At 36.9% G+C, this 21,733-nt stretch carries 32 protein-coding genes; 28 read left to right on the forward strand and 4 right to left on the reverse strand.

Features of this window, described 5'->3' with window-relative positions:
• The first annotated feature begins 89 nt into the window (after positions 1-89).
• Together BT797_RS17560 and BT797_RS24600 are read left to right on the forward strand one after the other, a co-directional pair.
• Positions 90-482 (forward strand): hypothetical protein, encoded by a 393-nt coding sequence (locus tag BT797_RS17560; RefSeq protein WP_075473028.1) that lies wholly within the window; start codon positions 90-92, stop codon positions 480-482.
• Positions 483-612: 130 nt separating this feature from the next.
• On the forward strand, positions 613-744 hold the full coding sequence (locus tag BT797_RS24600) for a hypothetical protein (RefSeq protein WP_256597710.1): 132 nt from the start codon (positions 613-615) through the stop codon (positions 742-744).
• A 239-nt stretch (positions 745-983) separates the two neighbouring features.
• Here BT797_RS24600 and BT797_RS17565 read toward each other — a convergent pair whose 3' ends face one another.
• Positions 984-1,334: a hypothetical protein gene (locus BT797_RS17565; protein ID WP_045110762.1), complete on the reverse strand. Its 351-nt coding sequence runs from the start codon at positions 1,332-1,334 to the stop codon at positions 984-986.
• Between the two features lie 192 nt (positions 1,335-1,526).
• Here BT797_RS17565 and BT797_RS17570 point away from each other — a divergent pair, with 192 nt between their 5' ends.
• The 9 genes from BT797_RS17570 to BT797_RS17605 all read left to right on the forward strand — a co-directional run bounded on the left by BT797_RS17570 (position 1,527) and on the right by BT797_RS17605 (position 6,540).
• The gene (locus tag BT797_RS17570; protein WP_075473029.1) at positions 1,527-2,672 is read left to right on the forward strand and encodes a helix-turn-helix domain-containing protein; all 1,146 of its coding nucleotides are present in this window, start codon (positions 1,527-1,529) and stop codon (positions 2,670-2,672) included.
• Between the two features lie 351 nt (positions 2,673-3,023).
• Entirely contained in the window at positions 3,024-3,374 is a 351-nt protein-coding gene (locus BT797_RS17575; protein WP_075473030.1) for a hypothetical protein, read from the forward strand.
• Positions 3,375-3,490: 116 nt separating this feature from the next.
• Positions 3,491-3,910, forward strand: coding sequence for a gamma-glutamylcyclotransferase family protein (locus BT797_RS17580; protein WP_045110759.1), 420 nt, complete (start codon positions 3,491-3,493; stop codon positions 3,908-3,910).
• 208 nt (positions 3,911-4,118) lie between these two features.
• Positions 4,119-4,586, forward strand: coding sequence for a GNAT family N-acetyltransferase (locus BT797_RS17585; protein WP_075473031.1), 468 nt, complete (start codon positions 4,119-4,121; stop codon positions 4,584-4,586).
• A gap of 151 nt (positions 4,587-4,737) precedes the next feature.
• The gene (locus tag BT797_RS24315; RefSeq protein WP_244534218.1) at positions 4,738-5,028 is read left to right on the forward strand and encodes a DinB family protein; all 291 of its coding nucleotides are present in this window, start codon (positions 4,738-4,740) and stop codon (positions 5,026-5,028) included.
• Positions 5,029-5,106: 78 nt separating this feature from the next.
• On the forward strand, positions 5,107-5,280 hold the full coding sequence (locus BT797_RS24320) for a DinB family protein (RefSeq protein ID WP_244534219.1): 174 nt from the start codon (positions 5,107-5,109) through the stop codon (positions 5,278-5,280).
• Positions 5,281-5,289: 9 nt separating this feature from the next.
• Entirely contained in the window at positions 5,290-5,781 is a 492-nt protein-coding gene (locus BT797_RS17595) for a GNAT family N-acetyltransferase (protein WP_075473032.1), read from the forward strand.
• Position 5,782: 1 nt separating this feature from the next.
• Positions 5,783-5,983, forward strand: coding sequence for a DUF6434 domain-containing protein (locus tag BT797_RS17600; protein ID WP_075473033.1), 201 nt, complete (start codon positions 5,783-5,785; stop codon positions 5,981-5,983).
• An 83-nt stretch (positions 5,984-6,066) separates the two neighbouring features.
• The gene (locus BT797_RS17605; protein WP_075473034.1) at positions 6,067-6,540 is read left to right on the forward strand and encodes a GNAT family N-acetyltransferase; all 474 of its coding nucleotides are present in this window, start codon (positions 6,067-6,069) and stop codon (positions 6,538-6,540) included.
• Positions 6,541-6,731: 191 nt separating this feature from the next.
• Here the strand turns inward: BT797_RS17605 and BT797_RS17610 are convergent, their stop codons facing one another.
• The gene (locus tag BT797_RS17610; RefSeq protein ID WP_075473066.1) at positions 6,732-8,753 is read right to left on the reverse strand and encodes a TonB-dependent receptor domain-containing protein; all 2,022 of its coding nucleotides are present in this window, start codon (positions 8,751-8,753) and stop codon (positions 6,732-6,734) included.
• Between the two features lie 281 nt (positions 8,754-9,034).
• Positions 9,035-9,604: a porin family protein gene (locus BT797_RS17615; RefSeq protein ID WP_075473035.1), complete on the reverse strand. Its 570-nt coding sequence runs from the start codon at positions 9,602-9,604 to the stop codon at positions 9,035-9,037.
• A 209-nt stretch (positions 9,605-9,813) separates the two neighbouring features.
• Here BT797_RS17615 and BT797_RS17620 point away from each other — a divergent pair, with 209 nt between their 5' ends.
• From BT797_RS17620 to BT797_RS17685, 14 genes are all read left to right on the forward strand, one after another.
• Positions 9,814-10,218, forward strand: coding sequence for a dihydrofolate reductase (locus BT797_RS17620; protein WP_075473036.1), 405 nt, complete (start codon positions 9,814-9,816; stop codon positions 10,216-10,218).
• A gap of 318 nt (positions 10,219-10,536) precedes the next feature.
• A complete protein-coding gene (locus BT797_RS17625) occupies positions 10,537-11,154 on the forward strand; it encodes a Type 1 glutamine amidotransferase-like domain-containing protein (protein WP_075473037.1) in 618 nt (205 codons plus the stop codon).
• Positions 11,155-11,163: 9 nt separating this feature from the next.
• Positions 11,164-11,643, forward strand: coding sequence for a GNAT family N-acetyltransferase (locus BT797_RS17630; RefSeq protein ID WP_075473038.1), 480 nt, complete (start codon positions 11,164-11,166; stop codon positions 11,641-11,643).
• Between the two features lie 176 nt (positions 11,644-11,819).
• The gene (locus tag BT797_RS17635; RefSeq protein ID WP_075473039.1) at positions 11,820-12,314 is read left to right on the forward strand and encodes a GNAT family N-acetyltransferase; all 495 of its coding nucleotides are present in this window, start codon (positions 11,820-11,822) and stop codon (positions 12,312-12,314) included.
• Between the two features lie 39 nt (positions 12,315-12,353).
• Complete coding sequence (locus BT797_RS17640) at positions 12,354-12,767, forward strand: GFA family protein (protein ID WP_075473040.1); 414 nt, start codon at positions 12,354-12,356, stop codon at positions 12,765-12,767.
• Between the two features lie 29 nt (positions 12,768-12,796).
• Positions 12,797-13,597, forward strand: coding sequence for a PhzF family phenazine biosynthesis protein (locus tag BT797_RS17645; RefSeq protein WP_244534221.1), 801 nt, complete (start codon positions 12,797-12,799; stop codon positions 13,595-13,597).
• Between the two features lie 37 nt (positions 13,598-13,634).
• Positions 13,635-14,129, forward strand: a complete 495-nt coding sequence (locus BT797_RS17650) for a DUF6817 domain-containing protein (RefSeq protein WP_075473042.1) — start codon at positions 13,635-13,637, stop codon at positions 14,127-14,129.
• Between the two features lie 91 nt (positions 14,130-14,220).
• On the forward strand, positions 14,221-14,697 hold the full coding sequence (locus BT797_RS17655; RefSeq protein WP_075473043.1) for an OsmC family protein: 477 nt from the start codon (positions 14,221-14,223) through the stop codon (positions 14,695-14,697).
• Positions 14,698-14,711: 14 nt separating this feature from the next.
• Entirely contained in the window at positions 14,712-15,140 is a 429-nt protein-coding gene (locus BT797_RS17660) for an SRPBCC family protein (RefSeq protein WP_075473044.1), read from the forward strand.
• Between the two features lie 85 nt (positions 15,141-15,225).
• Positions 15,226-15,852, forward strand: coding sequence for a LysE family translocator (locus BT797_RS17665; protein WP_075473045.1), 627 nt, complete (start codon positions 15,226-15,228; stop codon positions 15,850-15,852).
• Between the two features lie 161 nt (positions 15,853-16,013).
• A complete protein-coding gene (locus BT797_RS17670; RefSeq protein ID WP_075473046.1) occupies positions 16,014-16,610 on the forward strand; it encodes a methyltransferase domain-containing protein in 597 nt (198 codons plus the stop codon).
• Between the two features lie 31 nt (positions 16,611-16,641).
• Positions 16,642-17,286 carry a class I SAM-dependent methyltransferase gene (locus BT797_RS17675; protein ID WP_045110741.1) on the forward strand — a complete coding sequence of 215 codons (645 nt, stop codon included), beginning with the start codon at positions 16,642-16,644 and terminating at the stop codon, positions 17,284-17,286.
• Between the two features lie 53 nt (positions 17,287-17,339).
• The gene (locus BT797_RS17680; protein WP_244893728.1) at positions 17,340-17,822 is read left to right on the forward strand and encodes an HAD family hydrolase; all 483 of its coding nucleotides are present in this window, start codon (positions 17,340-17,342) and stop codon (positions 17,820-17,822) included.
• A 36-nt stretch (positions 17,823-17,858) separates the two neighbouring features.
• The gene (locus tag BT797_RS17685; RefSeq protein ID WP_244534222.1) at positions 17,859-18,236 is read left to right on the forward strand and encodes a GFA family protein; all 378 of its coding nucleotides are present in this window, start codon (positions 17,859-17,861) and stop codon (positions 18,234-18,236) included.
• A gap of 75 nt (positions 18,237-18,311) precedes the next feature.
• Here BT797_RS17685 and BT797_RS17690 read toward each other — a convergent pair whose 3' ends face one another.
• Positions 18,312-18,803 (reverse strand): peptidylprolyl isomerase, encoded by a 492-nt coding sequence (locus BT797_RS17690; RefSeq protein ID WP_075473048.1) that lies wholly within the window; start codon positions 18,801-18,803, stop codon positions 18,312-18,314.
• Positions 18,804-19,009: 206 nt separating this feature from the next.
• On the opposite strand from BT797_RS17690, the gene BT797_RS17695 reads away from it, so the two are divergent.
• The 3 genes from BT797_RS17695 (at position 19,010) to BT797_RS17705 (ending at position 21,679) form a co-directional block, all read left to right on the forward strand.
• On the forward strand, positions 19,010-19,873 hold the full coding sequence (locus BT797_RS17695) for a DMT family transporter (protein WP_211705534.1): 864 nt from the start codon (positions 19,010-19,012) through the stop codon (positions 19,871-19,873).
• Between the two features lie 45 nt (positions 19,874-19,918).
• Positions 19,919-21,325, forward strand: a complete 1,407-nt coding sequence (locus BT797_RS17700; protein WP_075473050.1) for a bifunctional ADP-dependent NAD(P)H-hydrate dehydratase/NAD(P)H-hydrate epimerase — start codon at positions 19,919-19,921, stop codon at positions 21,323-21,325.
• Between the two features lie 75 nt (positions 21,326-21,400).
• Positions 21,401-21,679 carry a hypothetical protein gene (locus BT797_RS17705; protein ID WP_075473051.1) on the forward strand — a complete coding sequence of 93 codons (279 nt, stop codon included), beginning with the start codon at positions 21,401-21,403 and terminating at the stop codon, positions 21,677-21,679.
• The last annotated feature ends 54 nt before the right edge of the window (positions 21,680-21,733 follow it).

Raw genomic sequence — 21,733 nt, forward strand, 5'->3', positions numbered from 1 at the left:
ATTTTTGTGTGTGTCTATTATGGATATCTATTAAATTAAAATTTTAGAACTGTATACTTATAATTGATTTTCTTAAAAATGGAGATTTTATGAATAAATTTAAAATATTGAGCACGTTTACTTCATTACTTTGCTTTTACTTATTTTACTTGCTTTTCTTTTCCGCGCATTCATTTTTGAATGATCTCGGTGTCGAAGGAACAGAGGCTGCTTACTTTATTTCCCGCCGTGCAGCTATATTAATGCTAGGTATTAGCGTGTTAATGTTCTTTGGGCGGAACATCCCTAACACCCAAGCTAGGCAGGCTATTTGTTTAAGTATCGGTGTGACAATGCTTGGTTTAGCTTTTAGTGGAATGTATGAGTTAAATCGAGGGTTTGTTGGTAGCGATATTATTGGCGCTATCGTCATAGAATCAATTTTATGTATTTCGTTTTTCTATATTTGGCTTTCTGGCAGACTTAAGGCTCAAAATATTTAAAAATTAATAATGAAATCATATTTTTAGGTGGTTAGTCGTAACATAACGCCTCAATAAATCAGGACTCTTATTGAGGCGTTAGCAGGCTTTTAGGTTTAGCTATATTGTAAAATTTAGAGGGATAATGAATATGGAAGCATTTGGCATTAGTGGATACGAATTCGGTGTAATTGGTATGACATTTGGCATGTTCGGGTTAGTTGCATTTAGTAAACTAATTAGACTTGAGGAGCATCTCAAAAATTCAGGTGTTTTGGATTAATATTTTAAATAGGGTTAATACGTCATACTCCAATAAGATACCACCATAATAGTGATACTATTGGCAAGTATGAACACAGGTTTGTTTATTCTGCCGCGTAGTTTCTTCGCTCAATAAGAACTTCAAATGGAAAATACAGTCGGCTGTTTTCACTTTATTCAATATTTTAGCCAACTATATTTTTCCACTTAAGTAAGCGTTAGTTTGAACTCTCTAACATCAAGCGGAGGACCTGCTAGTTACATTTTTAGCTGAAGCAGTTTGATGACAGAAAATATTAAAATGAAACCCATCAAAATAGTCGTTATTACTTTCCCTATCCAAGGGTCTTGTATTGCGAAAGCAGTGGCGTAGCTAAAAGTTAGGATGTTGGCAAATACAGAAGCAAAGTGTATTCGTGAGCTCATTGAGTTTTCTTTCAACTTGATTATATTTAGCATGCAAGACATTAAGAATGCTATGACCATACCTGGATAACTCATTTGGGTTGGTGTAAATTGAAAATTAAACTTAATAAATACTAAAGTACCGTAGATTAAGGCTATTGAAAAAACAATGTAACTTAACGTTAATTCGATTTTTGTTTTCATATTTTATCTCTGTTTTATTGGTGTTGAACTGCATGTTATATTTTATTAAAAGGCTTTGCGTCGAAATAGGCCAATATAGATTAAATATTTTACTTTTACGGTCAAGTGGTTGATTTTATATGTTTTATATTTTTGTTGTATAGGTGTAAATAGACCGGGTTGGACATGTGAAAGATAAATTAAGGAGTTGTTTTGTTCAGTTTTAGTAATTTAGTTGCATTAGGTTGCATTCAAGGAATAATACAATCTATATACCTTTTTGGCTTTTCTGGGCCGAGTAGAATTCTTGCATTTTTTTTATCACTACTTTCAATTAATATGTGTGTTAGTTTTTATATTGATAGTGGTTTATTTGACTCCTCAATGTTATTAGTAACAATTTGGAAAAGCCTAAATAGTTACTTATTACTTGGCCCTGTTTTGATGGCTTTTATCATAAAAATGATAAATTCAGACCGTCACTTTAATAAAATGGACGCGATACACCTATTACCATTTTTAGTGTATTTTTGGGGGCATACTGCAATATCGCCTTACGAACTATCGTCTTTTTTCTCAATGCAAGCAGGTAATTTACAACAGGTATCAATGCTACCTTTCGATGATAGATTTTCTTTTATTCCACTAGCAACAGCAGTTCATTTTTGTGTCTATTTGGTGTTTAGCAGCTGGTATGTTTTTAAATTCTGGTTACAACAGCGAGATAAAAATAGTTTAAATCAACTCTGCTGGTTATTTACGGTGTTGATAATTTCTTATTTGATGATATTTAGTGTTTTTATTGTATCTATTACAGCAGTTTTAATGAAACTAGAAAAATCACATGACTTACTTGCTTTAAGTGATTTATCAACTGTGGCCGGAATATTTTATATAACCTATTTATTAATACGTATAGGAACACCTATTGGACGTTTAAATATATCGGTAAATATAAAAAGTAATCCTACTTCAAAGGGTAAAGAGCCAAATACAATGGCACAGCAAAACTTATTAAAAAGGCTTGATCAAGAGTTAAATACAAATAAACATTACTTACGACCTGATTTTAATCAACAGCAGCTTGCAGAAAAAATGAAAATAAGTAGGCATCAGCTATCTGAGTTATTAACTTTTCATTCATCTGGTAGCTTTTATCAATTAATAAATCAATTAAGAGTTGAAGCTGTTATTAAAGAAATGAAAGAACGACCAATATGTGAAAAATTAATTAATATAGCTTATGACTGTGGTTTTAACTCTAAGTCTAGTTTTAACCAAGTGTTTAAAAAATATACGAAAGAAACACCGAGCCAATATCGAAAATTGATTAAAAAGGAAAATATTGAATCATTTTAGCAGTGTTTATATATGGAGAACAAATGGAATTGGTCAAAGCTTCGTTAGAGGAATATTGGGAAATTGCGTCTGATTTCCTACTAAAACAGTAGAGAGATGTAACAAAAATGAAACCCCTTTGTGGTCGCGAGATCAAGTCAGAACTACTTCACTAAAATGCGCATATCCGTTTGAAAGTTTGTATATCCTAAAACACAAAATGAGTTTGTCGGATGCGTATTTATTAGTTTTGATGTAGTCCGATACCAAATGTAAACAAGGCGTTCAGAGGGGGCTTAAACGCTCGGCGTTTTTGGTTAGATTTAGCTTAAATGTTTATGTTACAATGGATTAGATAGGGTACTTGGCGTTATGCTCATCATCATCGGTACAAATTTAATATCAAAAATGGAAAGTAAAATGAAAGGTTGTAAATTGTTATTGTGTTCTAGTGTTATGGGTTTAAGTGCATGCACCGTATTTTTAGGTGAACCTGATGAACGCGTAGGGGGATTTAGTGATATTGAACTATGTACAGAATTAGCTAATAAGACATTTAAATATCATGCTGGTTGGCAATGGGCGATAGCTGATGAAATAAAAAAACGTAGTCTTGATACCTCAGAGAGATGTATAGCTTCATATGATAGTAGAAATGTACGCTTAATGAGAAAGATTAAAGCTACAGCTGTTTCTTTTTCAGAAGCTTTAAATTTGAAGTAGTCGTTATCAATTCACATAATAAGTCCTTCAAAAGGACTCAATACAGCAGGCTGTTCGACCCATTTTAGTCCACTGTATTTGGCTTCTAGCTAAGCGTTAGGAATAGGGAGTATTTCGTGCACAAAGTCTTCGTATTTGGAACTTTGAAAGAAAGTTTCCCTAATTTTAAAACAAATAAAGGAATTCGTTATCGTCAAAATTTTGATACTAAGGAAAGTTATCCACTTTATTTGGTCGGTGAGCGTTTTTCGCCTTGGTTGATTTTAAATCCAGGTAAAGGCCAGCCTGTTAGAGGGCAAGTTTTTGAAGTGACAAACGATGAGCTAGAGTTAATAGATGTACTGGAGCGAATCAACGAACCTGATGGTTATCGTAAAATCACGATATGGGTTACTTGTTTAGAATCTGGTGAGGAACTGAGTGTTTTTGCTTATGGAAAGCTACCGGAAATGGTCGTTTCTGGAGAGGTTAAAGCTGAACTTGCAGGTGAGTATTGCATCGAACATGCTGAACTATATCGCAGCCGATATTCCTAATATTAAACTTAATAACGGAATTGTTTTTGTCATAAATCTTTTTATTTTGTTATTTATAATGATCCTTATTATATTCGCCTTTCGGCTAGGTGTTCGCGGACTCTAACTAGAATTGGATTAACATGGCCCACCTCTAAAGTGGTTGGTCTTGGTAGGTGAAATATGATATTGCTTGTGGGTATTTGGACGTTATGTACTAGGAGATAAAATGGAATTTACTTTTGAAAAAGTGACTCACAGGGATCTAGATTTGATCTTTGAATTAGGTGAATCAGTTAATGAAGAACATGTTGTACCTCTACTTAATGCAGAAGGTCAAAAAGCCATTAGAATTGCGTTTAAGGCTGATATCGAACAGGTGAAAAATCCCGAAATTTACTCGGCGGTTAAAGCTACTATTGGTAACGAAATCATCGGTTATATAGCTTGGCGGGAAGAGAACTACATCGGTCATCTTTATGTTAAAACTGAATATCATGGTTTTGGTGTCGCTAAACGACTAGTCGAAGAAATGAAGCAAGTTAGTAGTGCAAGGTTGATTCGAGTCAAAGCATCAATTTATGCACTTGGCTTTTATGGGAAAGTAGGGTTTAAAGCTATGTCGGAGGAGTTAAGTATAAATGGCATTCGTTATGTTCCTATGGAACTCAATGTGAACAACGGATATAGCCTATAAAAGTAGGGCTAAATTAAGCTTATCTAGCTAAAATCCACTGCAGGGTAACCTTTTTGTTGCATAAACATGATGTTATGCGCATAGTGTTATTGTGTACTCATTAAGGTATAGGTGGTTGTACAAGCATTTCTTTACGGATAAAGGAGTTTCCATGTTATCAACTGAACACTATCTATTATTAGCAAACTACAATCGACGAATGAATTGTCCGATTTATGAATCTATTGAGTTTTTGCAACCTGAAGCTCTTATTGAAGATAAGTCTGCGTTTTTTAAATCAATTTTAGGTACTCTCAACCATATATTGGTAGGGGACTTGATTTGGCTTAAACGGTTTTTATCATTTTCAATGCGTTATTTATCACTGAATAAGTTATCAGAATTGCCTCGGCCAAATGGGTTGAGCGATATGTTGTATTCAGATCTGGCCTCTTTAAAGTAAGTACGCGAACTGGTCGATTTATCGATTGTTGAGTGGTTATCACACGAAGTTAAAAGTGACGACTTTGAGGATACCTTTGTGTACTCGAATACAGCTGGTGCGGTTAGTGAAAGAAACTTTGGTGCGTTGGTGAGTCACTTATTCAATCACCAAACCCATCATCGAGGCCAGCTAAGTACCATTTTAAATCAGTTAGATATTGATGTTGGTGTTACTGATCTTTTAATCGAAATTGAAGACTGTCGAGCATAAGGATATAACATGGACATTAGACTTGGCGAGTTATCCGATGTACCCGCTATTACGGACATCTTTAACTTCTACATTATCAACACAAATGCTCGTTTCGAAGAACAGATATTTTCTTATGAAGATAGGCTCGAATGGTTTCAGCTGTTTAAGCTAGATTCAAAACATCAAATTTATGTAGCGGTTGAAAATACGTTAGTTTTAGGGTTTGCTTGCTCTCAATTATATAGGCCTGCATCAGCATTTGAGGATACGGTGGAAGTGACTGTCTATCTCGATGAACACGCTAAAGGTAAGGGGGTCGGTTCATCGCTATATAATCGACTATTTACGGCGTTAAAAAAACAAAACGTTCATTGTGCTTTGTCTGGTATTGCTTTGCCTAACGATGCATCTATCGCTTTACATAAACGCTTTGGATTCAGAGAGATCGGTATATTTAATGAATACGCGAAGAAAGACGGTTATTACATAAGTTCAGTTTGGTTGGAGAAACAGATTTAACATGGATGAATTTGATTGGCATAAAGATACTATTTCTAACAGTACTTTGATTACATCATCTTATAAGAACAGGCAAAATGTTCGTCGGTTCTTTAAGTTAAAGTGTGGCGAAAATTTTAAGTTTGATCGTAATTTCATGCTGTGGATGAAAGGTGCGCAAGGATTAACTATGGGTGACGCAGTCGGGGAGTGGCTTAGTTAAATTCGAAATATCAGGAAAAGTCGGTGATATAGTACATTGCCACAGCAAGACTTGCAGGAAATCACTTTTTAATAGGAGCTGGCATGATCCAACTTAGACCAATGACATCAGATGAATATCCCGCGTATTGTGATTATTTCATTGACGATTACAGCCATGAGATTTCTAAAAATTATGGTCACTCAATGGACCGGGCTGTCGAATTAGCTCAGCAAGACCTAATACGTTGTTTTCCTAAGGGATTGGAAACCAATGAACACGATCTGCTGTGTATTGAATCAGAATCGAACCTTGTTGGCTATTTATGGCACTCGATTAAGGTAAGTGATAAATCCACATTTATTTATGACTTTTTCATATTCCCTAATAGCCGTAATAACGGCTATGGAAAGTTGGCAATTAAGGCGCTTGAATTACAACTGCAATCAATTGGCATTGAACAAATAAAACTAAGAGTTGCTTACCACAATCAAAGGGCTTTAAAGTTATATCAGGAAGTTGGTTTTGCTATTAGTGGTTATAATATGTCAAAGAAAATAAGTGAAAATTGTTGGTAGTAGCACCTGCAGAAAATGTAGATGTGCTGTCTTTGAAATAAAAAATTAGACCGTATTGAAATGAATGAAGTCCCCCTTCTGCATAAGTAGAAGGGGGTATTAACTCAAATTCAAGTATGAACTTATCTATAAGTATACATATGTCTGTAAACTTAGTTTTTCATCACTCTTGTATTTAAGACCTTTCGCTATTAGAACGCGTAGGCAAGGCTTGCTTTGAAGTTACGACCGACTTCGTAGCTGGTGTATTTATCTGAGCCCCAAGAAATACCGAAGCCTGTATGTTCTGCATATTGCTTGTTGAATAAGTTGTCTACGCCAAGATTTATAGTTAGGTCTTTCGCAAACGTAGGGTTGTAGGCGGCCCACATGTTGTGAACACCAAATCCAGATCGACTAACCTTTTCATTTTCTTCATCGGTATATTCGTTACCTAGAACGAAGCGTGAATCCCAACCAAACACGATCTCTTCGCTCAGGCCATAATTGAAACCAGCTTTGATATTATGAATACCTGTTTTATTCATATGGCTAGTAGTGTTGTCTTTAAGGTTCTTCTGATCGCCATCTGAATATGAGTGGTTAGCATAAATGCTAAGGTCTTCTAATTTGTAAGTGAATACAGTTTCGATACCCCATACTTCAGCATCGTACTTGTTAGTTAAACTAGTGTTCTTAGTTGGGTGCATTTGGTTATCAAGGTTATACTTATACGCAGTGAACCCAATTATTGAGTCGTCAGCCCCAAGTAAGTTAGATAAATTGTAATCGAAGCCTGTTTCATAGTTGTTACCCGTCATGGCCTTTGTATCACCTTGGGTAACCTTACTTGGATCTCCTATCATTAAGGCTTCTGGTAATGAAGCACCTTTGAATAAACGACCATAGCCTACACGTAGTCGTAGATCATCTGTTGCTTGGTATTCCCCTTTGAATTTTGGAGAAAGTTGGTCAACCGTACCAGAATATAGACCACCAAGTTTATGGATATCGTAACGTAGTCCTGAAGTTAAACGGAAATCGTTAATTTCGAATGAGTCCTGGATGTAAAGGCCATAAGCTGTAATCTTACCGCCATCGAAACCATATTTTTTAGTTTCACCTTTTTGTGAGCCCGAGAGTACTTCGCCACTCTCGGCATCAATCCATTGTTTTGCTGTGTAACCGTCAACGCCATATGTTAGCTCATGATCAGCAATCCAAGATACGTTACGAATATCACCACCGATTGTTGTTACATTATATTCGCGATTTGGGATTGATACTTGACCATCTGTGATCCATTTTCCGTTAGCATCTTTTTGCCAAATGTCATCTGTCAGCGGGTCGCGTTTCATGTACTGGCGGTTGTAGTATAGATTGCTCTTTAGATTAACGAGATCATTGCCTGGGTTGTAGTGGTGTTGAAGCGTTACCGTATCTCGGTTGATAGAATTGTAATTATGCTCTTGGTCTGCATATAAGGAGCCGCTCTTTTCACCTGAAAGTTGACGTTTACCACCATCACTATAGTGGTTTATCATTAGCTTGAATTCGTTACTGTTATTTGGAATAAAAACGACTTTTGCTAAGCCTGATTTTAGCTCGCCTTGTTTGGAACTAATATCCTCTTTGTTTGGGATATACAGGTCGCCATCTTCTGAGTAGTTCGCGATACCCATAAACTGAAGCTTGTCGTTCAGCTTTGTGTATACGGCAACGTCAACGCCCGTTCGTTCGTATGCACTTTGATAACTCGTCTTGATACGAGTGCCAAACTTATCATCACCTTGAAGTAAGTCGTTTGGGTCTTTTGTTTCGTAGCTGAACGAACCGTTGATGACTCCTGAACCATTAAGTACAGAATTAGCACCGAGCTCAATTTCAGCCACTTTCAAAAGGGCTGGATCGATAGTTTGGTCGCCGGAGTGATGGAAAAGTTGACCTTCCTGACGAGCGCCATCAATAGTGACAACAGCGAACTTGTCTTCCATTCCTCGAATAAATACCTTACGTGAGTATCTGGCATTACCATCAACTGTAACACTTGGCATCGTGTTTAAAATATCTTTGATGTCGGAAGCTTGTTTTTGCTCTAATGTTTCAGCGTTAATCTCAGTTTGAACCAGCTGCTCTAAAGCTGTTGCAGTGACAACCATACTTCCATCATCTGAAATTGCTGAAAATGATGTTAGTGCAATGGCTATTGCCGAAGGTAATAATTTTAATTTCATATTATTATCTGTCTCGTTATGTGTTGTATATGAGATCCGCATTCTAACACTCAATGTAAATGGGAATCGTTATCATTTACATTGTTTACATTGCACTACTTTACATTGTTTACTTTATTTACATACTTTCTTGAGATCGATTTAAATATCAGCCGAGTTGGTTTATCGCTATGGAAAGGATATGAGATATATGGCGTCTATGAATGGGTTATCGAAAGAATAAGAGGGGATTTAAGAACGACTAATGAGAGTGATAGCCTACTGTTCGCTGTAGGCTATCGTCAGATTTGAATCGGACTAACTAGGTATAGTGAACTTAAAATAACATCAGTATCAGACTTACTAGGAGAATTAAGTGTGAAAGCATCAGCTTCATAACCTGCACGGAAGTTTATATTAGATAAATTAGCTGGTGTATATTCTAAACCGAGTCCCAAACGTGCGGCTGTGGCATTGTTATCGTCTATTTTTTTTGTTGTTTGGTTTAGGTTTAGTGATGACAAACCGATTGTAGTAAAAGGACGTAAGCCATTTTGGAAAGTGTAACCAAGATTAGCGGCTAGAGATATAGTACTGGGAGCCCATTTATAGTCATTTTCGTTGCGAAGTGGTGTTACATCTCCGTATTTTGTATATTGAGTTTCAATTGCAACGATACGGTTAAACTGGTAACCACCAATAAGTTTTAGTGTACTACCATGGGTATCAGAATAAAATGAACTGCTATCAGAATCACTAAATGTCGAGCCTAAACCACCACCAATGTAGAAGCCTGAGACGTCTTGGTTTGCTTGAACATGTGTCGTTAATACGATTGTAGCTAAAGCACCAAGTACAGTTATAGATTTCATTATTTACCTTTATATTTATTATGGATTATTTTGATGGGCAGATTATAAATGACACTAAATTTAAAACAATACAACTAGATTAAAGTATAATAAGGTACTGTAAGTAAAGGTGTATTTTTGTAATGTCTTCTTTTTTAATTCGAAAGTGTTTATGTTGTTATCAAAAAATCCTAGTCGAGCATAATTAGGTATTCACCAAAGGATTAATCATGAAGTTATCATTAATGGCTGCAAAGTCTCAGAACGGCATCATCGGCAATGGCCCTGATATTCCATGGAGAACCAAAGGTGAGCAACTTTTATTCAAAGCCATGACATATAATCAATGTCTTTTAGTTGGACGCAAAACTTTTGAGTCTATGGGGTCGCTACCAAATCGTAAGTACGCCGTAATATCACGATCTGATTTTGTTTCAGAGGATGAAAATGTAATGGTTTTCTCTTCAATTGAGAGTGCTTTAAGACAGTTAGATGATATTACCGATTACGATATTGTTTTCCCTGAAATTCCTGATTCATTTAGTTTAGCGTTTGAGCAAAAATTTGAATCGAATATTAACTATTGCTATCAAATTTGGCAAAAGAGTGAAGAAGCCATTGTACCGAGCGTTTAAGGATTTTTTGGCGTAGAAAGGTCAACGCCTGCTCGATGGTTAGAGAAATACTATTTGGTTAATTGCGCTACCGATTGTGAGGTTTTTGCAGCACAGTGGACTGAAGAAGAAAAAAGCATGATTCAAAAATAGAAGTGGTGGTCTTTAGAGGAAATGCGGGCGAGTGGCTTCCTGCGTTATTAAATGAAATTATAGAAAGTAATGTAACAGTATGACAAATGACTGATAATATTAATGATTGTGTGCGAAGCAGTCATTTAAATTAGTCATGCGTTCAGTTTTAAGCTGGATTATCTTGTTTAGTTTTAGGGAAAAGTAATGAAAAGATTGTTTTTAACGTCATCGTTTACTGATGTAGTCGAGTTATTTGTTCAATCAGAAAAAACTGAGCTAAAGGGGAAGACTGTTACATTCATCCCTACAGCGAGTATTCATGAAGAAGTCACTTTTTATGTGGATACAGGTAAAAAGGTGTTGCAAGATCTAGGTTTAATTATTGATGTGTTAGAAATTTCTACAGCTACAAAAAATGAAATATCAAGTAAGCTAGAAAGTAATGACTTTATTTATATCAGTGGAGGAAATACATTTTTCTTGCTTAAAGAGCTAAGAAGAACGGGTGCCGATGAATTAATAAAGGAACAAATTAACCGAGGTAAACCGTATATTGGCGAATCTGCGGGGTCAGTAATCCTGTCTCCAAATATTGAATATGTAAAAGAGATGGATGACTTTAACGCTGTTGCAGACCTAGTCTCTTTTTCTTCTTTAAGTGTCATTGATTTTTACCCGTTACCGCATTATACAAACTTTCCGTTTCAAGAAAGTACGCAAAAAATAATGTCAAATTACATGGATGCGATTAATCTTATCCCTTTCAGTAATGCGCAAGTGATATTGGTAGATGGTGACAAGGTAGAGTTGGTAAGTGTTTAACGAGGTTATATGGAAGTATATTGTAGAGTGTTGGAGGCTGAGGATAGCCGTGTATATCGTGAATTGAGATTAGAAAGTTTGAAATTGCATCCTGAATGTTTCGGTTCGAGATACGAAAAACAAGTTAAGTTACCTCAATTGTACTTTGAAAAGCTCATTGAAGAAGAAAGCAAAAATAGCGCTATGTTAGGTGCATTTATTGGTAGCGAGTTGGTTGGTTTGTGTGGACTGACTCCTTCAACATCGAAACAAGTCGAAATCATCCAAATGTACGTAGTAAACAAGAACAGAGGTCTAGGGATTGCTTTTAAATTACTTGATTTAGCAAAGCGTCATCTCAAACTATTTAACTGTAATTCGCTTATTTTAACGGTGTATCAAACGAATTTAAGTGCAATAAAAACATACCAAAACGCTGGGTTCAACATAGTGAACAGTCAAAATAATGAAATAGAAATGGCTTTTGTGGCAGCGGAAATAGCACAGTAAAAATAAGAATTGTTCATCTATGGTTTCAAGGTTACGAGAATTATTACTTGCCACATTAAAAGAAGATTAGACATTATTATAAGGTTTGGTCGATCTACGGTAAATTTAGTTGTAGCAGAGGCTGCTCAAGGTTGCGCTTGTTAGCTATTGTTCGAGTGTTCACGAATAGGGTGTGTATGGACGTTTCATTAGTTAAAATTGAGAAAGAGCATCGAAACATATTAGAAAATTTATTTCATTATTACGTTTATGATATGTCTTATTTTTTGGCGTTGTCTCTGCATGAAAATGGTCAGTTCGGTTTTAATAAATCACAATTTGATGCTTATTGGGATAAGGATGATCACGTTCCTTATTTTATTTATGCTGGTTCGGAATTAGCTGGTTTTGTGTTACTTCGTAAATACCCTTTAGATTTATCTATTAACGATATCGAACAGTTTTTTGTTTTACGAACGTTCAAAGGCAAAGGTATCGGAAAGAAGGCTTTTGAGTTAGTAACCCAGTCATTCCCAGGGAAATGGCAGATTAGAGTGTTACTTGAAAATGTTGATGCGCTTCATTTTTGGAAGTCGTCAGTATCAAATATTGTGGAGCAAGATTACACATTGTCTAAAGATATAGACACCGATTTATTAATGTCCTTCATTCGATTTGAAATAGCCTGTTAATAAAGTCATCGGTATTAATTTTATAGGGAAGTTCTAAATATGTTGAAGCAAGTAGGGAAGGCTAAGATTCAGCCTAAGCATAAATTAACCTGTCATTGTGGTTCTGTTGAGCTTGAATTATCGTTACCTAATGGCATTGAAAAGCCTAGGCGTTGCGACTGTTCTATTTGTCGTCGGAAAGGTGCCATTGTAGGGTCTGTCGATCTTGGTGGTATTCGTATTATTAGAGGTGCTGAGGTTCTGCGCTTGTATCAATTTAATACCAATACAGCTAAACACTATTTCTGTTCTAATTGTGGCATTTATACACATCATCAACGCCGTTCGAACCCAAGTGAATATGGTTTTAACATTGGTTGCCTCGAGGGCGTTAATCCTTTTGATATCGAGGATATAGTCACTAATGATGGGGTTAACCATCCAGCTGATCGGAAGCTTGTATCTGATTTATAATTTAACTGGGCATTAATGTATTGGAGGAATTGATTATCGACGCACATATACTGAATGTATTTACTGGTGACAACGCAATGGGTAATCCCGCAGCTGTTGTTAAGCTAACATCGTGGTTACCAGACCATGAATTACAAACTATTTCACGTAACTTGGGTCAACCTGTTACTTCATTTATTGTTTATATCGAACATAGTTATGAGATCCGTTGGTTTGCGGGTTGTGTCGAAATTAATCTATGTGGACATGGTAGCTTAGCCGCTGCAGCCGCTATTTTCGAAATGGATCCTGACCATGATCTTGATATTCAGTTTGTTAGTAAGCACGGTGTGATTTCAGTCAAAAAATGTACTTATGGTTATACGATGACTATGCCAAGCTGGCAGTCAGAATATAATCCCGAATTGAAAAAATACAGTAAATTACTTGGTTTGGAAGCCATTGATATATTCAGCACAAGGGATTTGGTTTTAGTGCTGGATAGTGAAAAGCAAGTTCGTGACTTCGTACCTGACTTTGATGTTATAAAAAGTTTCAGTCAGTACCACGCCGTAATCATAACAGCTCAAAAAGGAGCAGGTGGTTATGTACTTAGGTATTTTCCTCCTAACATCGGGATTAATGAAGATATTGCTACGGGTTCCGCTCAATGTTCATTAGCGCCATATTGGTTAAATAAGTTATCTGTAAAAGAACTAGAGGTAAGTCAGCTATCGATTCAAGGTGGTTTTTTCCATGTTAGTCAGAGCCAAAGTGATAGCATTGAATTGACGGTGAATGTTTTACTTACGCAAGTTGTTAATTTTATTGACGAACTAAAAAATGAATAACTTTGTTATAAACATCATTTGAGTGAAGGGAGCCAGTATGGATAAAGAATTTAAGGCATTAGAATCGTTAGGTGCCGGAGATTTTAAGCATCTAAATGGTTCGTTAGAGGCGCATTTAAAAGGAACTGAATCAATACTTGCGCACTGGGGGGCTAATGGAATGCTGAGAACGGCCGGATTGTTTCATGCTGCATATGGTACCGCTGGTTTTGAAGACAGTATGGTTTCCTTATCACAACGTGAAGAGATTTCGGCTGTTATCGGTCATGACGCAGAGGCTTTGGTATATTTATATTGTTCGTGCGATCGCGATTATGTTTTCCCTCAATTTGGTAAGTCAGTAACCATTGAGTTTACAGACCGATTTACTCAATCTTCATTTATCTTATCCGCCGAGCTAGCTAATCTATTTTGCGAGTTAACCGTTGCAAACGAATTGGAGCTTGTATATGCCTGTGATGAATTTAAAAGTAAATATGGTTTAGAACTATTGGCATTGTTTGGGGGAATGGATAGGTACTTAAGTTTTTAGGCTCGAAATGCTTACAAGTCTGCACTAGTTGAATTTACATAGCGAATTTATTGGAATTTAGGTCATATAAAACTATTTACAGGGAGTTAAAATGTCAGAGTATTTTGCCAAAATTAATTGGGTTAGAGATAACAATGAAAGTTATGTTGATAACAAATACAGCCGAGGGCATGAATGGATCTTTGATGGTGGCGTAGTTGTTCAAGCCTCATCTTCTCCTCACGTTGTACCTTTACCTTATTCTGTCGAAGCAAATGTAGACCCTGAAGAGGCGTTTGTTGCATCCCTTTCTAGCTGTCATATGTTGTTCTTTTTATCTATCGCAGCTAAACGAAAGTATGTAGTCGATTCATATATAGATGATGCTGTTGGAATAATGGGAAAAGACAGTGACGGTAATATTTCAATGACAAAGGTAACACTTCGACCTTATGTTGAGTTTTCGGGAGATAAAAAACCGACGATAGCGCAACTTGAAAAAATGCATCATCAATCGCATCAACAGTGCTTCATCGCCAATTCGGTCAAAACTGAAATTGTGACAGAGATTATGACAGCTAAAAATTAACAAGTGGAATCAGAATGGAATTTGAACATAAAATAAGTATTAATGCATCGGCTGCAAATATATTCGCGATTTATGAAAATGTGGACGCTTGGTCATCATGGGATCCTGATGTTAAAAGTGCATCTATCGATGGACCATTTAAAGTTGGATCAATGGGTAAATTAAAACCTGTAAACGGTCCTGAATCTAAAATATTACTCACGGAAGTTGTGAAAGACAAATTATTCACAGTAACTAGCCGTTTGCCATTGTGTAAAATGACCTTTGAGCATGTACTGGAACCTAATGGTAAAGATACAGCTGTTTTACATAAGGTGTCTTTTACAGGGTTGTTATCCCCAATATTTGGCCGTTTGATCGGAACTGGGATTAGCAAAGGCTTACCTCATACCCTTAGGGAGTTGAAACTTGCAGCTGAGTCCGGCTGTAAAGACGTTAGTTAACGTCCTATCTTAGAAGACCGATATTACAAAGTGTACTGGTTATTGAAGGAATATTTTTATAGACACTAAAAAGGAGTAAATAATAGTGAATGACATATTAGCTTTTAGCTTGATCGCGTTACTTTTAGTTGTATCACCAGGCCCAAATGGCGTGTTGATTTTAAAAACTGCGTCGTCACAGGGGCCGCGAGCTTCCATCTTGAATATTTTCGGATTAACCACGGCAACCTTCTTTCATGGCGCGCTGTCTATTTTCGGATTTTCTGCATTATTGATGCAATCAGCAGAGTTATTTTTCATCATTAAAATACTCGGTGCTGGGTATCTGTTTTATATCGGTGTAAAGGCAATTATTAGCTCTTACAAAACAAAGAGCTGCGATACCGAAACGAATAAAAAAATCAATGCTCAGAAGAACGGAGTTGGTTATTTTAATGAAGGGTTTATCACTCAAATCCTAAATCCCAAAGTGTCGATGTTCTATTTAGCGGCCTTTCCTCAATTTATATCACCCGACAACTTTTCGTATTTAAATGCATTTTCGTTAGTTTTAATTCATGCAAGCATCATATTTATGTGGTTTGTCGGTGTAACCTTAGCAATAGAGAAAATAAAATCATCGGCTAAAAATACCAGAATAGGAAATTGGGTTCAAAGGCTTTCGGGCACTGCCATGATATATTTCAGTTCAATGATTCTGACACAAAAATAAGGATATAACATGACGTTTGAAAGTATGTCAGAAGCAGAATTGTGGGAGATAGCAACGCCTATCATGGATAACTTGATGGACGGGTCTAAATATTTAGTCGATCACGTCATGATCTTTTAATCATGATAATGGCCTTGAGCAAGAGTAAATAAGCAGACTTTATGGAAAAAAATGCAGATATTTGGCGTCAATATTACGAAAAGGCGTTAATACGTAAACATAGACCAAGCACAGAATCCGCGGTGAAGCTAAACACATCTAATTATAAAACAGCAACAGATTGTGGCTGCGGAATAGGAAGTGATATTCATTACCTGAGTGATTTAGGCTATCAAGTTTCTGGTTTTGATATTAATGAAGATGCGTTAGCAATTTGTCATGAACGTTTTGTTGATAATGCTTTGGTCGAAATATCACGTGATAGTTTTGAGGACTATGACTACCCAAAGAATGGTCTGGTTTTAGCTCACTCTAGTCTTTATTTTGCCGAACCTAGCGATTTTCAAAACACATGGATAAAAATATCATCTAGCTTAGCCAAAGGTGGTGTGTTTGCTGGTGATTTTATGGGTGTAAATGATAGCTGGGCTAAAGGGTATCGTAGTGCAACAAACCCGATGAACAAGCAACAAGTCTTGAATTTGTTTGGCGAATTTGAAATTATAGAATTTCATGAGCGTGATGAAAAAGGGCAAACGGCCATAGGAAAAATCAAGCATTGGCATACTTTTTCAGTGATTGCGGTAAAGCATACTTAAATTTTGTTGATGATTTATAAGGACGTTCAATATGGAACCTGAACATTTAGCATCTCAACTTCGATGTCCGAGCGGAGATAAAGCGCTTGAAGTTGGTATTAGTATGAATAAGGCAAATTATAACCTTAATCGAGAATGCATAAACCTATTAGAATTAAATGACGACAATAGGGTGCTAGAAATTGGACCCGGTAATGGGGCATTCGTGCAGGAAATCTTGCAAGAAGCCAAAGGCATTAATTATGTGGGAATTGATATTTCAACAGCGCTCGTTGCCGAGGCTAGCAGGCTTAATGACTATCAGGTTAGAAAAGGGGTTGCCAAATTTGAGTGTGGTGACTCAGCGGATCTTCCTTTCGAAGCTGGTTACTTTGACAAGGTGTTTACAGTTCACACTTTATATTTTTGGGACAAACCTTATGAACATCTTTCTGAAATTCGACGAGTATTGAAGCCATCCGGCACTTTCTGTATTGCTTTCGGAAACCGAGAGTTTATGAAAAACCTTCCTTTTGTGAAGTATGGTTTTGAATTGTATGATGACTCTAGTGCTTGTAATCTTCTACGCGAAGTGGGTTTTAACATTGAAAGTGTCCATGAATTTACTGAACATGGTTTAAGTAATACTGGTGAGAGTGTCGATAAACTTGTGCATGTTATTGTATGTAAAGCTTAATATACCCTCTATCGTAAAGAATAAGCACAAAACGATTAAACGGAAAGGAGTGCATGATGGCTAAGATTTATCTGTTTGATTGGGGTGATACCTTAATGGTTAATCCAGCGCATATGAAAGGTAAGATGTGTAATTGGGAGCATGTTGAAGCGATAAACGGGGCACATGATACGTTGGCTTTACTGTCGCAACAGGGTTGTAAACTTTATGTCGCGACTGGTGCTGCGGACTCAAGTGAAGAGGATATTAAATCTGCATTTGAACGCGTTGGGCTTGCAGGGTACATATTAGAATTTTTTTGCCAATCAAATTTAGGTATTGGTAAGGGAACCGCGGCTTATTATCAAGCTGTGGTAGAAGCGCTTGGTGTTGATGCAAGCGACGTTACCATGGTCGGTGATATATTACATCGCGATATAGAGCCTGCCATTGAGGCTGGATTGAATGCGATTTGGTATAGGCCTGATGCATCAGGTGGAGAAAATACGGGGCATTATCAACAAATTAAACACCTCAGTGAATTATGTAATCTATAAATTTAAGGAAGAATGATGATCAACAAAGGAAGTTGTTTGTGCAATAAAGTGCAATACGAAATTGATGGCGAATTTGACGATGTACTCAATTGTCATTGTAGTATGTGCCGTAAATTACACGCGTCGGCATTTAGAACCAGAGCCAAGATAAAAACCGAGAGTTGGAAAACTCTTGAAGGTGAAACATTCATTAAGTTTTACGAATCTTCACCTGGTGAACATAAAGGTTTTTGTGCTGAATGTGGTTCGAGTCTGTTTACAAAATTTGATGCTTACCCTGACATACTTGGTTTCCCTTTTGGGACGCTCGATACCGATCCAAAAGTCAAAGCAACACGACATGTTTACGTGGGGAGTAAGGCTGCATGGCATGACATCACTGATGATCTACCTCAGCAACAAGAGTTTGATTGAATCATGAGATAGGGATGTAGTTACTCTAAGTGATAATACGAGGATGCCATCATTAAGTTACGGCATCCTAATGCATTATTTGATGATTACTTTTTTAACTATAATAGTTTCGCTCGGTACATCTTCATGACCTTTTACTGTTGTCGTTCTTGAAAATGCAATCATGTTAACTACATCCATTCCCGCGGTAACAGTACCAAATGCCGTGTAACCCCAGCCAGCGTTTGTCGTTGCCGTATGATCAAGAAAATCATTGTCATCTAAGTTAATAAAGAATTGGGCTGTTGCAGAGTGTGGCGAATCGGTACGCGCCATTGCGATTGAACCAATCACATTTTTGAGGCCTCGATTAGCTTCGTTAGCAATGGCTGGACGAGTCTTCTTTTCCTGCATTTTTTCAGTAAAACCACCACCTTGGATCATGAAGTCTTTAATCACGCGATGAAAAATAGTGCCTTCATAAAAACCCTCTTTGCAATAGCGTAGAAAGTTCTTTGACGTGACTGGCGCTTGCTCCATATTCAGTTCAATTTCGATGTCACCTAAGTTCGTGGTAAAAATAATCATTTTGTTGCACCATCTTTGTATTAGTGTTGGTATTAATTTAATCGCGCAGTATACGCAAACATAACCCTAAACTGTAGTCGTTAATATTTAAAACTACTTTCATTTACGCAATTTCTTTTATAAGATCATTTTTTCTAACCATCTGAAGTTAATCACTCCCTATGCCAGTTCAATTTATAAAAAATATTCCTGTTAGTGTAAGGTTCATGCTGATGTCAGCATTGGCTTTTTCGATTATGACGAGCTTTGTTAAATTAGTCAGTACTTATGATATTCCTGTTTTTGAAATTGTGGCAGCAAGAGCAATGGTTTCATTAATAATTAGCTACGTGGACGTGCGTCGTAAGCGTATATCTGTTTGGGGTAATAATAAACAATTACTCATGGCGCGTGGTGCTGTTGGTTCATTAGCCCTCATCTGTGTTTATTTCGCAGTGACGACTCTGCCTTTAGCTGAGGCCACTATTTTACAATATTTACATCCCGTATTTACGGCAATACTCGCCTTGATTTTTCTTAAAGAACGAATTCAACGCTCGACTATTATCTGCATTCTGTTTTGTATTATAGGGCTATTACTTATTGTTAGCCCAAGCCTGACATTTTCAGGGACTGCCGACTTACCTTTATTCAGCGTTGCAGTTGCACTGCTGGGTGCGTTGGGGAGTGCGATTGCTTATGTGATTGTTAAGCGTCTTAGTAGTACTGAAGATAGTTCTGTGATTATATTTTATTTTCCACTCGTTGCATTACCCTTGTCATTAATCTTACTTGGTGATGACTTTGTTGTGCCAAATATAGAAGCGTTTGTATTGTTAATGTTTATTGGTATTTTCACCCAAATAGGGCAGGTGGGATTAACCAAAGCGATGCAAACAGAAGTAGCGAGCAAAGCGACGGCTTATTCTTATGTGCAAGTTGTTTTCTCAATTATATTCGGTTGGTTATTGTTTAGCGAAGTACCTTCTCTGTGGACTTGGATTGGAGGCAGTTTAATTATTCTGGGCGCATTAATTAATGTGTTTGGTAGCCTTAATCGAAGATCATTAAAACACAAGCAAGCAGGCTGATCATAAAGCATACTTGTCTAAAGACGTTCAATAATGGAGTAACGAATGCAAAAGGTATTTGATGATGTGAACGCTTTAGATAAGCGATGTGTTGATCTGTTTGGGTTAAGTGAAGATTTACTGATGGAGCATGCCGCTGCGTCGATGATGCAATATATACACGGTAAGTTTTCAAATAATGAAAAGGTACTTATCGTTTGCGGCTCAGGTAATAATGGTGCTGATGGAATAGCGCTTGCCAGACTTTTATACTCTCAATACGATGTCAGTATGCTTGTGCCGTATCATGTGAAATCTGCAATGGCAAAACTGCAATATAAAAGAGCCAGCCTTTTAGGTATTAAGATCATCGGTGGCTTATCCGAACTATCACTTGAACACGCGCCTGATGTCATAGTCGATTGTCTTTTTGGTTCCGGATTAAACAGAGATCTGGATGACGAGTCGCAACGTCTGATCTCTCGACTAAACTCTCGGCCTGGGCATAAAATTGCTTGTGATATTCCTTCGGGGATAAACAAGCAGGGCGAAGTAACGACAGTCGGTTTTTGCGCTAATATAACCATCACTATGGGAGCGTTAAAAACGCAACTTTACAGTGACGTTGCGAAAGATTATACGGGACATATTATTGTCAGTGACTTAGGTGTGCACCGTAGTCTTTATGAAACGACAACTAGTACCTATCTTTTAGAACCCTCTGATATGCAATTGCCATTACGTACAAAGCAAAACTCGCACAAAGGGTCATTTGGGCATTTAAGCGTCATTTTAGGTAATAAAACAGGGGCGGGGATCATTGCAGCGGAAGCCGCTTTTGCATTTGGCACAGGTTTGGTCACTGTGATTACAGACGCAGATGTAAATATACCGTTTCATATTATGCGACAGCATACCCTGCCTGAAAAATGCACTGCGATCGCAATTGGTATGGGACTTGGCCAATTTATAAAAGCGGAAATAGAACAGATTTTAGATATTGAGATTCCAAAAGTTGTTGATGCAGATTTATTTCATGACGAAATTATTCTAACGGTTTTAAATCATGAGAATGTGGTGTTAACGCCACACCCTAAAGAGTTCTGCTCTCTGTTGAAATTAACCAATCTTGCAGAAATAACCGTAGCAGAACTGCAAAATAATCGATTTAAGTATGTAAGACTCTTTGCTGTAAATTATCCCAAAACTGTGCTGTTGTTAAAAGGCGCGAACTCGCTTATCACCTATAATAATATTATATACATCAATCCTTTGGGAAGTAACATTCTGAGTAAAGGTGGATCTGGAGATGTGTTAACGGGATTGATTTCGGCATTGTTAGCGCAAGAATACTGCATAATAAATGCGACAATTACGGCAAGTCTCGCTCACGCTATGTCAGCAAAAACCTATACTAAGAATAATTACGCTTTAACACCAATGGATATTATCGAGGGAGTAAAAGGACTGTAAGTCCATGGCTATCTTAAATCATAATTATTTAAAGTAATCAATAGCATATTAAATTCGTCAATTTTGGAGTGTGTTATGTCAACAAGAAAACATAAACGTAAAGCAGCAAAGCATTCGCATAAATATCAAGGTTTAAAGGCATCGGCTAAACAGACTGATTTTGTTAGTACACATCCTCGTGTATCGATGTTCACTGGCTCATTACTTATTGTTATAGGTCTGTTTTTACTCATAATGGGAATAGGGAGTGACGCTCAGTTTGGATTGGCTATGTTATCAATGGCTATCGGCACAATAGTTATCTTTTTCGCGAGATCCGCTTTGCCTAAGAAGGCGATAAAGGTAATTAAATAATTGCTTTGAAAAACAACATTAATGGCTTACATTAGATAGTCATTCAATAAGGGT

The organism is Moritella viscosa (assembly GCF_900120065.1).
GTDB lineage: Bacteria > Pseudomonadota > Gammaproteobacteria > Enterobacterales > Moritellaceae > Moritella > Moritella viscosa.